Source organism: Clostridium sp. AM54-37XD, from assembly GCF_003478225.1.
Lineage (GTDB): Bacteria > Bacillota > Clostridia > Lachnospirales > Lachnospiraceae > Coprococcus > Coprococcus ammoniilyticus.
In genome coordinates, this window is the sequence record NZ_QUEV01000003.1 from 33,330 (window position 1) to 46,066 (window position 12,737).

General features: G+C 41.9%; 11 protein-coding genes. 1 reads left to right on the forward strand and 10 read right to left on the reverse strand.

Translation table 11 applies throughout. The annotated features are described in order from the left end of the window. Positions 1–43: 43 nt before the first annotated feature. From DXA07_RS13920 to DXA07_RS03320, 7 genes are all read right to left on the reverse strand, one after another. A complete protein-coding gene (locus tag DXA07_RS13920; protein WP_348980734.1) occupies positions 44–880 on the reverse strand; it encodes a hypothetical protein in 837 nt (278 codons plus the stop codon). A 133-nt stretch (positions 881–1,013) separates the two neighbouring features. Beyond that, a complete protein-coding gene (locus DXA07_RS03300) occupies positions 1,014–1,541 on the reverse strand; it encodes a phosphatase PAP2 family protein (protein ID WP_118483595.1) in 528 nt (175 codons plus the stop codon). A 117-nt stretch (positions 1,542–1,658) separates the two neighbouring features. Next, positions 1,659–2,633 carry a hypothetical protein gene (locus tag DXA07_RS03305; protein ID WP_118483397.1) on the reverse strand — a complete coding sequence of 325 codons (975 nt, stop codon included), beginning with the start codon at positions 2,631–2,633 and terminating at the stop codon, positions 1,659–1,661. A gap of 219 nt (positions 2,634–2,852) precedes the next feature. Continuing rightward, positions 2,853–2,978 carry a hypothetical protein gene (locus tag DXA07_RS13670; protein ID WP_021943566.1) on the reverse strand — a complete coding sequence of 42 codons (126 nt, stop codon included), beginning with the start codon at positions 2,976–2,978 and terminating at the stop codon, positions 2,853–2,855. Positions 2,979–3,061: 83 nt separating this feature from the next. Continuing rightward, complete coding sequence (locus DXA07_RS03310) at positions 3,062–3,526, reverse strand: Hsp20/alpha crystallin family protein (protein ID WP_118483399.1); 465 nt, start codon at positions 3,524–3,526, stop codon at positions 3,062–3,064. 346 nt (positions 3,527–3,872) lie between these two features. Next, positions 3,873–5,666 (reverse strand): ammonium transporter, encoded by a 1,794-nt coding sequence (locus DXA07_RS03315; RefSeq protein WP_182427447.1) that lies wholly within the window; start codon positions 5,664–5,666, stop codon positions 3,873–3,875. A 337-nt stretch (positions 5,667–6,003) separates the two neighbouring features. Then, the gene (locus DXA07_RS03320) at positions 6,004–7,176 is read right to left on the reverse strand and encodes a sugar transporter (protein ID WP_117822971.1); all 1,173 of its coding nucleotides are present in this window, start codon (positions 7,174–7,176) and stop codon (positions 6,004–6,006) included. A 475-nt stretch (positions 7,177–7,651) separates the two neighbouring features. Between DXA07_RS03320 and DXA07_RS03325 the strand changes: the two genes are divergently transcribed. Next, complete coding sequence (locus DXA07_RS03325) at positions 7,652–9,073, forward strand: alanine/glycine:cation symporter family protein (protein ID WP_117822973.1); 1,422 nt, start codon at positions 7,652–7,654, stop codon at positions 9,071–9,073. Positions 9,074–9,517: 444 nt separating this feature from the next. On the opposite strand, the gene DXA07_RS03330 is transcribed toward DXA07_RS03325, so the two are convergent. The 3 genes from DXA07_RS03330 to tagD all read right to left on the reverse strand — a co-directional run bounded on the left by DXA07_RS03330 (position 9,518) and on the right by tagD (position 12,737). Further along, positions 9,518–10,456 (reverse strand): D-2-hydroxyacid dehydrogenase, encoded by a 939-nt coding sequence (locus tag DXA07_RS03330; RefSeq protein WP_118483599.1) that lies wholly within the window; start codon positions 10,454–10,456, stop codon positions 9,518–9,520. Between the two features lie 287 nt (positions 10,457–10,743). Continuing rightward, positions 10,744–12,330, reverse strand: a complete 1,587-nt coding sequence (locus DXA07_RS03335; RefSeq protein ID WP_118483401.1) for a phosphatidylinositol-specific phospholipase C/glycerophosphodiester phosphodiesterase family protein — start codon at positions 12,328–12,330, stop codon at positions 10,744–10,746. Between the two features lie 17 nt (positions 12,331–12,347). Continuing rightward, entirely contained in the window at positions 12,348–12,737 is a 390-nt protein-coding gene (tagD, locus tag DXA07_RS03340) for a glycerol-3-phosphate cytidylyltransferase (protein ID WP_021943559.1), read from the reverse strand.

Sequence of the window (12,737 nt, forward strand, 5' to 3'; positions counted from 1 at the left end):
ATACTTTTCATATCATGCAGCAGGACTTTTCGTTTTGCCAGATTCATCGTACTGAGTGCCAGTGCAATCGTAGTAAGAAGATATAAGCCTCCGGGATCATACCAAGGATAGCTGCAACCGTTGAGGTTACACTCTTCCGGATCGAGTCATCATTTACGAAATGACTCTGCCAGAACAGGATGAGCCCGATCGGAATAATGATGATACCAACCCATTTTACAATCAGATTGATCGACCGGATCATCTCGGACTGTTCACCGCTTCCCATGGTCTTTGCTTCCATGCTGAGTTTTGAGATATAAGATTCATTTCCAACCTTTTCGAGTCTGGCATAGCATTCACCAGACACCACAAAGCTGCCGGACAAAAGGGAACTGCCGCTCGTCTTTTCTACCTCGTCCGCTTCACCGGTAAGGAGGGATTCATTTACCTGAATGCCGCCATCGATAACAACCGCATCTGCACAGATCTGCTTTCCGGCTGTCAGTAAAATGACATCATCCTTTACCAGTTCTTCCGAACGGATCTGCTGTAAAACCCCATCTCTGACTACATCTGCATGAGGTGCATTTAAAAAATTCATTTTTTCCAGTGTCTTCTTCGCACGCAGCTCCTGTATGATACCGATCAATGTATTACCTATGATGATCGGCAGAAAGGTCAGGTTCCGAAAAGAACCAACAAGGATCAATAATACTGTGATAATAAGAAATATTAAGTTAAAGTATGTAAGTGTATTCGACAGAATGATCTCTTTCGTCGTTTTATCCGTCGATATATCGGTCTGATTCGTCAGCCCTTTTTCGATTCGTTTCTTTACTTCGTTTTCTGTCAGTCCCCGGATCGAGGGATTGATCTGATTTGCATTTGTATCATCCATAAGATTTCCTCTCTGGTCTGTGTTCTTAAAACTTTTACACCATTCTACTACATTCTTATGGAAAGAAAACGAAAATAAATGTTAAATTTTGTTAATTCTTTATTCAGGCGATAGCCTGTCCCTAATTTTCTCTCTATCCGTTTATTGAACCAAATTTCAGTTTCTTTTTTGTAATCAGATATGCTATTACGCCACACAGAATTCCAACCAAAATGCCACCTAAGATATCGGTCGGGTAATGCACATACAGGTATAGTCTGGAAAATGCGATCAGCACCGCGAGCACCAATGCCGGATACCGGTATTTCTCTTTTGCAAAAAACAATACAGTTACTGCTGCAAAGGAAGCTGCCGTATGACCGGATGGGAATGAATAATCTGTCGGCTTCTTCACTAACAGGGAAATCCCTGTATTTACATCAAAGGGTCTTGTCCTTGCTACCGCATTCTTCAATATTCCATTACAAAGTATAACATCAAATACCAGTGCAAGTGCCATCAGAATCCCTGTTTTTCTGTGCTTCTTACTGATCAACAGCACGACCGTAAGTGCAATCCAGATAATCCCTGCATTTCCAAGTGTTGATACAAATGGCATCCCTACATCAAGAAATGCATTTCTCATATGTTCCTGTATAAAATCCAAAATCGTTAACTCCATCTGATTCACCTTTTGTCCTCCTGCCTGTATGTAAATCACACACTGTTTCTACCGGTCTGCTCTGTTGCTTCACTTATGCAAGTGATTTTGTATGTCTTTCAGATAAGTATCACTTATTTATTTTCCCCGGAGGATCTTCACACCACGAACAATCATGAATACACCTACGATCAACAATGCCGCCGACATTACAGTTGAGAACAATGAACTCATAACAGCCATAAGGCTTGCTGTCTGAATAAGCATGACAATAAAACTAAGCACGATAATGCTGTTTGCCAATATAAAACAACCTCCGACCACAATACATATGACTCCGGCATAAATATTTGCACCTTTTTGAACTACAGAACCAACCTTTCTTGCCTTCTCCCGCTGTGCAGAATCCATACCCATGCCGTTCATCATCTGGTCAAATTCCGGTGATAGTCCACTTCCATATCCTGCAGCATCATCATTTACCTGACTGGTATAGATCTTGTTTCCAGCATCTCCTGAAAATGGTGTGCCCGGAGTTCCCTGCTGCCATTGTGAATCCTGTCTGGTATCTGTAGCCCATGGTGATGTTTTCTCGCTATTTTCTATTATTATGTCTGCGGGTTGGCTGCCATACACACCATATGGGCCGTTATATCCGGACTGACTGTTGTATCCGGACTGACTATTATATTCGCCATATTGACTGTTATATCCGGAAGTCTGAACGACATCATCGCTCTCTCCTTTTATAAAGTTACGAATTCCCTGTATCAGAAGCAGCACTCCTATACCACCGAAAAACAAAAGGAAAAGTCTCATAATGCCTAACCCTTTTGCCAAAAGACCTACAAAGCCAAAACTCATGAATACCAAAGTTCCCAGAATGCAACCCAGTAATTGTTTGACCCGATTGGATACACTTTCCATCGAATTAATAAACAATACAATTCCTGTCAATGCAAATATCAATCCGAATCCAAGTACGATCCCCCATGTTAAGATTCCTCCCTGATCATACAGGTTTGTTATGCCCCAGACTCCGAGGGCAAGCATCATCACACCAAAGCAAAAGAAAACAAATGCTCCTATTTTTGCTCCTTTTTGTTCCTGCATAAAACCACCTCCGTTTATAGAGTATCACAGAACTGTGGCTTTTTGCACTCCTCCATATATATTTTTTCGATTTTGTCACCAAAGCCCTTCGATAAAACCGCTTCCGATGATGCTTCTGCTTCCTATAAAGCAAAAAAATCCCCCGCACTTGTCTCCTGTAGTTCTTCGGGCTACAGGCAAATGCGGGGAACCTTTTCTTTATTTGTTGATTTATTCACTCTAATAAGTATGTTTCTTTGACTTTGGTGCTGCAGCTTCAACCTCCTGTGCATTATGATTAGCTGTTGCACATACCTTCTGAACTGCTTTCTTTTTCTTCAATGGATGCTTTGGATTCTTATCCATGATCTACACTCCCTTTCTTATATCTGTATACATATACATAAGGGGTCATGTTTTTTATTCGCACGGCTCGATATCAACACATTTTATTCGATGGCAATGAAGTTCTCCTTTTCGATTGCTTCCGGTGCTTTCTTTGGAAGGGTCAGACGAAGAATACCACTTTCATATTTTGCATGTATATCCTTCTGACTGATACCGTCACCAACATAGAAACTTCTGCTCATGCTGCCGGCATAACGTTCACGTCTGATATACTTACCGGTCTTCTTATCTTTCTCATCCTTATCCAGACCTTTTGCAGCGGAAATGGTGATGTAGCCATCTTCCAGTTTGACATTTACTTCATCCTTCTTAAATCCGGGAAGATCAATGTCTACTTCATAGCTGTCATCTGTTTCACGGACATCCGTCTTCATCATGTTCTTAGCATGTTTGCCATACAACGGGCTTTTCTCCGGAAACATTTCCTTTTCAAAATCTTTACCGAATGGGAAATCATCCATCCAATCATCAAATAAACTTTCTCCAAAAATACTAGGTCTTAACATAAGTCATTACTCCTTTCAATTTCAAACCAGTGTCGGAAATCTCAGCTCTTATGGAACCTTGAGGCACTTAGACTTTTGTATGTTTAGCACTGTCAGAGAAACCTGAGGTGTCGAATTTGTATGTTATAAGTTCCGGGATTTTTTCTTTTATCTTCTTTCTTAATCCCTTTCCTTATCTTTAGCTATGTTATAGCACCATTTATTAGCACTGTCAAGAGGTGAGTGCTAATTTTATGTGAAGATTTTGTGAACTATCTGATTTCTATTTCTACACTTAAAAGAAAAAGCCAGACCGGCACTCACCGGTCTGGCTCTTTCTTCTATATAATTATAGGTTATTTGTAATTTACTCTACATCCTGTAAAGCTGCAAAGTCTTCCTCACCGGTACGAACCTTAACAACCTTATCAACACTGTATACGAAGATCTTACCATCACCGATATGTCCGGTATACAGAGCCTTCTTAGCAGCTTCAATAACTGCACTGACAGGAATCTTGCTGACTACGACTTCTACTTTAACCTTTGGAAGAAGGGTTGCATCTAATTCAACACCACGGTACATCTCGCCGGCACCCTTCTGGATACCACAGCCCATAACCTGATTCATTGTCATACCTGTAACACCGAGGTCATTTAAAGCTTTCTTTAAGATCTCAAACCGTGCAAGCTTTGCAATGATAACTACCTTGTAGATACCGCTTGGAGATGCTGTAACAGGAGCTTCCGCAACCTTGACTGCTGCATTCTTTAATGTGTCAGAAGCCTTATCATAATCAGCTACACCAAGATCTGTATTTTCATTTACATCCATTGTCATTGTATTTGATACATCAACGATACTGAAGCCAGCATATGCAGATGGAAGACCATGCTCGCATGAATCCAGACCAACAATTTCCTCTTCCTCTGATACACGAAGGCCGAAGATCCTCTTAATAAGAAGGAATGCAATTGTAATCGTAACTGCTGTCCAGAGGATGGTCGCGCCCATACCTACGAACTGAATACCGAGCTGCTTGAAACCACCGCCATAGAATAAACCTTTGGCTGCAATCTGGTTTGCACCATATGTTACGCCATCACCGATACCTCTTGCAAATGCAGGAGCTGTATCTGTAGCGAAAAGACCAACTGCGATTGTTCCCCAGATACCATTTAAGCAGTGAACTGCAACAGCACCTACAGGATCATCAATATGTAATTTGTAATCTAAGAGCCATACACCGAATACAACCAATACACCGGCAACAGCACCGATCACGATAGCACCGAAAGCATCACAGACATCACAAGGAGCTGTAATTGCTACCAGACCTGCAAGAGATGCATTCAGACACATTGAAACATCAGGCTTACCATATTTTACCCAGGTAATGATCATTGCTACAACTGTTGCAACAGCAGGAGCAATTGTTGTTGTTACAAATATTGAACCAAGTTCTGAAACGGTTGTTGCTGCTGCACCATTGAATCCATACCAGCCAATCCAGAGGATAAATACACCGAGACAACCGATCGGAAGGTTATGTCCAGGGAATGCATTTACTTTTTCAACCTTACCATCCTTGCCCTTTACAAACTTACCGATACGAGGTCCAAGGATTGCTGCACCGATCAATGCACAGATACCACCAACCATATGAATACAGTTAGAACCGGCAAAATCATGGAAGCCCATCTGAGCCAACCAGCCGCCGCCCCATGTCCAGTGTGCCTCAATCGGATAAATAACTGCTGAGATAATTGCTGAATATACACAATAAGAAATGAATTTTGTACGTTCTGCCATCGCACCGGATACGATTGTCGCTGTTGTTGCACAGAACACTAAGTTAAATACGAAGTTGGACCAGTCAAAATTTGCATAATCAGTAAATATGTCAAATCCCGGTTTACCGATCAAACCAACCATGTCTTCACCAAGTAAGAGTCCAAAACCAAGAAGGATAAATACAACTGTACCAATACAGAAGTCCATCAGGTTTTTCATCAGAATGTTTCCGGCATTCTTTGCTCTGGTAAATCCTGTCTCTACCATCGCAAATCCTGCCTGCATCCAGAATACCAATGCCGCTCCGATCAGGAACCAGACACCGTACACTTCACCAGAAATTGCATCTAAAATTTCACTTGTCATAGTTCTTACCTCCTAAAACTCAAAAATGCGATACATGGAGACTTATCCTTAACAGACGCCCCATTGCATCGCATTTTACTTCATTTTTCCCCTCATCCGGTCCGCGCGTATAGCCGGATATCAGGTTTTTCTTTGTCCTGTACCGGGGAACTTATGCCTCCCGATAAAAGAAAAAGGCACTACGAATATTTCGTAGCGCCTTTGCTATGTCCATGAGTATAGCACCGGGGATTACTCATGTCAACGATAAATTTATATTTTTTTTAGAGATTATTAACCATGCCTTTTCCAACTGATCATCACAGTTTATAGTTTCGCATTCTATACAAGTATTTATCTACTTTCTCTTCATCTGTGGGATCAGTATAAAGCTGCAATACAGGATTGCTATAACTGCCATGATCCCCCCTGCAAATCCGATATACCCCATCGATGCATGTGTACATACCAGTCCTCCGATCCAGGTGCCACATCCAATTCCCAGATTATAGATTCCTGAGAACATCGACATGGCAACAGCGGAGGCTTCCTCCGGAACCGCTTTGATTGTCTCTGACTGGAAAGTAACGTTAAATGCCGTTACAGCCATACCCCACAGCATACAGATCAATATCATTGTCCACGTAAATTTCGATGCCGGTTTCAGGCAAAGCATGACAACAGCAATCAGTGTGATCGATGCACGGATAAAATGATATCTGTGTTTGTCATATACACAGGAGAACAGAAAACTTCCAAGAATTCCGGCCGCTCCAAACAACATTAAAGTTATAGTAACAAGATTATCCTTAAACATTGCAACCTGCTTCAAAAACGGCTCAATATAGCTGTAGCCTGTATAGTATGCACCCGCAACTAAGAACGACATTAATATGATCCCAAGCATAACCGGGTTCTTCAATATCACCGGCAGTTCTTTCATTTTAAAGGATGTACCGCCTTCAACCTTCGGAAATACAAATGCCATATAGATAAGAACAAGAAATGCAACAACCGCAACACAGAAAAATGTCATTCTCCATCCTACATATAAACCAACAATCCTTCCAAGCGGAAGCCCAAATATCATCGCAATGGATGTACCGGTTACTACCATACTCATCGCAAACGACCGGAACTTCTCCGGCACGATCTTAACTGCTGCCGGTGATGCGATCGACCAGAAGACCGCATGTGCACAGGCAACTATGATCCTTGCCGCCATCAGCATCGCATATCCGGTTGCAACCGCTGATAATATCTGACCGATTCCAAATAATGCAATCGTTCCCAGCAACAGTTTTCGGAAGCTGATCCTTGATGCAAGCAGCATGAGTGGCAGTGATAGCAGCATAACCGCCCACGAATATGCTGAAATCAGCATCCCCGCTTTTGCCTCCGTGATCCGAAAATCATCTGCGATATCGGTCAGAAGTCCGATTGGCATGAATTCCGATGTATTAAATATAAATGCCGCTACCGTCATTCCGATGAGCGGCAGCCATTCCCTGATAGTTAATTTCTGATTCATTCTGCAATTATATCCTTTCCTGTAAATTCCTGTATTTTTCTATTTATACATTTACTGTTTTGCAACGCAGTCCGCTAATATATATTCTGTACCATGCAACGCAGTCTGTTAATATGCCTCCGTATTATGCAACACATTTATATGAAACCGATCTTGTATTATATGGTATTTTTTCCTATGAACCGCATCTGATATTATCCGGCATTTTTATTTTTATAGTAATTTTATTATCGGATTCCCAACTCCGCAAGTCAAAAAAATAGTCTTCTTCTTGTAATTTTTGCTGTTTTTACCGCTGTTTTTTCACGAAATTAAGCAAATTCTGTTGCATTAGCGTAGAAAAGTATGTATTATATTAAAATGTTGTGTTATTTTTATAAATATTTGATTTTTTCATAATATAATTCTTTATTTTATTCATATAATTTATCAGAATAACACATCACCACAATACAAAAATGAAAAGGAGAAAATCATGTGGGCAACTGTAAATGAAATCTTAACAAAAATCGATGATTTTGTGTGGGGTCCTCCACTTATGGTCCTTATTATGGTCGGTGGAATTCTTCTCACAATCCGGATGGGCGTTCTTCAGATCCGCAAACTGCCATTAGCACTCAAATGGATGATCAAAAACGAAGAAGAAGGCGAAGGCGAGGTTACTTCCTTTGGTGCACTGTGTACTGCTCTTTCCGCTACGATTGGAACCGGTAATATCGTTGGTGTAGCAACTGCGATCGGAGCCGGTGGACCGGGAGCATTATTCTGGATGGTACTTGCTGCATTCTTCGGAATGGCAACCAAATACGCAGAAGGTCTTCTGGCTGTCAAATATCGTGTCGTTGACAAGGACAACCATGCACTTGGCGGACCATTCTACTATATCGAAAAAGGTATGGGTTCAAAATGGAAATGGCTTGCAAAAATATTTGCTTTCTTTGGTATCTGTGTAGGTCTGTTCGGTATCGGAACCTTCTCTCAGGTAAATGGTATTTCTTCCGCTGTTAATTCATTCTTTGATCCTGACATGCAGTGGACGGTTAATATTCCAGGAATCGGTACTTATTCATGGACCGTTGTTATCGCTTCCCTGATCTTAAGTGTATGTGTTGCACTCGTTCTGATTGGCGGACTGAAGCGTATCGCAAGCGTATCCCAGATCATCGTTCCATTTATGGCTGTTATCTATGTTGTTATATGTGTGATGTTACTGATCTGCAACATCACTAAAATTCCTGAGGCTGTTGTTATCATTGTAAAGAGCGCTTTCAAGCCTTCTGCTGTTGCGGGTGGTATCGCCGGTTCATTTATCGTTGCTATGCAGAAAGGTGTCGCGCGTGGTATCTTCTCAAATGAAGCCGGTCTTGGTTCTGCTCCTATCGCAGCAGCCGCTGCCCAGACAAAGGAACCGGTTCGTCAGGGACTTGTATCCATGACCGGTACTTTCATCGATACTATCATTATCTGTACAATGACAGGTCTTTCCATTGTTCTTACCGGTGCATGGAAAGTGGAAGGTTTACAGGGTGTTCAGGTTACCACATATGCTTTTAACGAGGGACTTCCGATTCCTGCAACGATATCAAGCTTCCTGTTAATGCTCTGTCTGGTATTCTTTGCATTTACGACGATCCTTGGATGGGATTATTATTCTGAGCGTTGTCTGGAATACTTATCCGGCGGCAAAAAGAAATCCATCATGATCTACAGATGGTTATACATTCTTGCTGTATTTATCGGACCTTACATGACAGTTTCTGCTGTATGGACGATCGCCGATATCTTCAACGGACTGATGGCTATTCCTAATATGATCGCCATCTTTGCTTTAAGCGGTGTGGTTGCAAGGGAAACGCGTGATTTCTTCAGCCGTCATAATAAGCAGCCTTTTGAATAATTGACCGGGATCTTTTGCATTTCTCTTATATAAAGAGGACTCGGAGGTGCAGTTCCATACCTCCGAGTCCTCTTATTTTTTTGTGCTCTGTTAATTCTTTCCCTTAGCTATATAGTTGGTGGGTATTGAACCACTTTATAACACTTCATACCACATCAAATTTTGTTTTTGGGGTATCTGCTTTTATTTTAATAATCTATACCCTTATCTCTACCTTACTTTCGGGTATTATAGCCCATAGTAAGCATCCATACCCTGAAATCATTTTATTTATGGGTATAAAATCATTTTATTTTACACTATACCCATCTTCTTAATAATTTCCGGGTATCAGGTTAATCTCATAACATTTATACCCATATATGCGTTCAGTTCAATGACGATTCCGGGTATCACATTCATCTTCCGCATATTAAGCTATCCAAACGTTTTTTTGTATCAATGCTACCTCTCCGCAACAAAATTCCTTACATGGTAAAGGACGATCTGCATCAGGCGGGTACGGGCTTCGGTGCTTGCCCAGGCGACATGTGGCGTGATGAGCAGCTTATGGCTGTCCTTTATAGCAAGCAGCGGATTGTCCGGCTGTATCGGTTCCGTCCGAAGGACATCTACGCCTGCGGCTGCGATCGTGTCCTGCTTCAAGGCTTCTGCAAGATCTTCTTCGACTACGATCGGCCCACGTCCAAGGTTCAGGAAGATTGCATCCTTTTTCATCTTTGCAAATGCCGCTTTATCCATCAGATTCCCGGTATATTCATTTAATGGCGCATGAACCGATATGACATCAGATGTCCGAAGAAGTGTATTCAGGTCAACCTGCTCATAGCCCTCCTGTGCCGGTCTGCCGGATGCTGAATAATAGATTACATGTGCGCCAAATGCCTTTGCTATATCTGCCACCTTCCTTCCGATCGCACCAAGCCCAATGATACCCCATGTCTTTCCGGCAAGCTCTGTAAACGGCTCGCCAAACCAGGTAAATACATCGTTTTTCTGATATGATCCATTCTTTACATAATCATCATAATACCGGAGCTTTTCGAGCAGATAAAAAAGCATGGCAAATGTGTGCTGTGCAACGATCGTAGTGGAATATCCGGCTGCATTTCTCCATTCAATTCCCCGTTTATCCAGATAGTTCTTATCCAGATTGTTTGTTCCGGTTGCCGCTACACAGACCAGCTTCAGATTCTGAGCCGTTCCAACCGTCTGCTCATTTACCGGGACTTTATTCACAATGATAACATCTGCATCCTTCGCCCGCTCCGGAACTTCTTCCGGCTGTGACATCTCATATGTTACAACTTCTCCCAAAGCCTCAAAGCCCGTCAAGTCAATGTCTTCTCCTATCGTCTTACGATCTAAAAATACTATCTTCATATTTATTTTTAATCCTTTCATCTATTTTTGTTATCCGACATTCCATTCGCCTGCGTCTGCTGTCAGGGTGGATAGAAAACATAAAGTGTAATTTCCGTTATGATGCCTGCACCAGCTGCCGGCACAAAGCCCTTGTCTAAACCCGTAAGGGTAAGTTAGGGCGGCTGACGGCAAATAGGCGTGCGGGCAGAATAGGAAATGAAACGTGTTTTCTATCCCCCCTGACAGCAGGCACAGGCAAATAGAATAACTGATAAGCATATAAACTTATTTAAAATATGGGAGGATCAATCAAGATTCTCCCATACTGCTACCATAATTACTTTCATATTCTTCCTGACATCGAAATCCGGGAGCACATCTCCATCCTTGAAAATACATGCCTGAATACTCTTTCTGACCGTATAGTCCTTCGCTGCATGGAATAATCCATCCGTCGAATACCACAAATTTTTTCCTTCAATGGATATGCGCAGTTTCCATCCTGCAAATCGTTTTCCCGGTACTTCGTATCCGCATGCCCGCAGTGTCTGCCCTTCGGTATGTTCCCAGATCGTCTTATCCCTGTATTCCAGATTTCCACTCTTCAACCGGGTAAGCATTCCCGCATTCTCATCTCCATCGGAAGTCTCTGGGTAATGACTGACTGCTTCCTTATGGTTGCTGTTGTACCACACCATAAACGGATATCTGCCAAATGTTTCCTTCGTTGCTTCCAGTGCTTTTTCCGTTACAAAATCTGTACAGATCATATCCACACCAAGCTGGAATAGATAATTAGCATAAACAGCATCATCTGAAACCGTATAACAAAATGCATACAGTCCAGCATCATGTACCTTACGGACATTTTCCTTTGTTACAAAATTCGTCCGCATTGCAACACTGCATATTCCATGATCCAGACAATAAGTGAGGATCGAATCCAGCTTATCGATATTTAATCCAACCAGATACATATAATTTGCAAAATGATACACGGAGTCGATCTGTTCATACATCGGCTGGCTGTATACCTGCATCAGCAGACGATCGAGCAGACCTTCATCCTGCCGGAAATCCTCCAGCATAGCGGCAACCCGTTTCTCGTTCCCTTTTTTTATATTATGGAAATCAATTTCAAATGTATAGGCAGGTTCATTCTTTACTTTTTCATAGAACTGTCTCGCGTCCATGATCGAATGTCCGTGGATCGGTATCTGCATTGCCTGTTCATATGTCATATGCGCAAATTCCGGCTTATACGAAACCCCGGTGCACTTACAATTATTCTCTGTCCATCCATGACACAATACCAGACGGTCATCCTCCGTATAGGAAAGATCGATCTCAAACGACTGATAGCCTTCCTTTTTCCCATGTTCAAATGCCTCTGCCGTATTATGATAGGTTGTACCATCCATACCGCCAAATGCATGTGCCATCAGTTTTTTCGAGAATATCTCATATCCACAGTTTCTGCGGATTCCATGTTCATCCTCCCACTGTGCAACCAGATAGATCTCATCATCCGCAGCTTCATACAAAGATTCTACCGATGCTGCGATCGGTATCAACTGCTTGCAAACCGTGCCGTCATAAAAGGAATCGTGCCAGTTATGATCCGTTCCATACCATATCCAGCCTTCTTCTGTACGCTTTCTGGCATAATAACCGATGCACTTCAGATTGGAATTGGAAAATACTGTTTCAACAGTCAAATCCCCACCATCAGTATTTGAAACAAACTTTTTTTCTTTCCCGAAGCCCCCGTCCGGAAGCCAAAATGAACGGCGGACAAAACGTTCACCGTTCTGTCTGCCGCCATTTCCATCATAGATCAATGTATATTCTTTCTTTTCCTGTTCCCGTTTCCAAGGCAGATGAAACTTCATTTTCCGCTACCATCCTTTTATTTTCCAAGATCATCTTTGATCTGGGTGGTTGAAATGTCCGGTGTTCTTGGAAGATACACGACATCACAATAGTCTTTCAGAAAATCAAACTTTCCTTCCCAGTCATTTCCCATAACAAAGGTATCAATCTTAAATTCTTTGATATCTTCTGATTTCTGTTCCCAGCATTCCTCCGGAATGACAAGGTCAACATAACGGATTGCCTCTAATAACTGCTTTCTTTCCTCATAAGAAAAATAACATTTCTTATGCTTCTGATTCCAGTTAAATTCATCTGTTGAAAGTGCAACGATCAGATAGTCTCCCAATTCCTTTGCTCTCCGTAACAGATTGATATGTCCGTAATGCAGCAAATCAAAGGTTCCATATGTTATTACCTTTTTCAT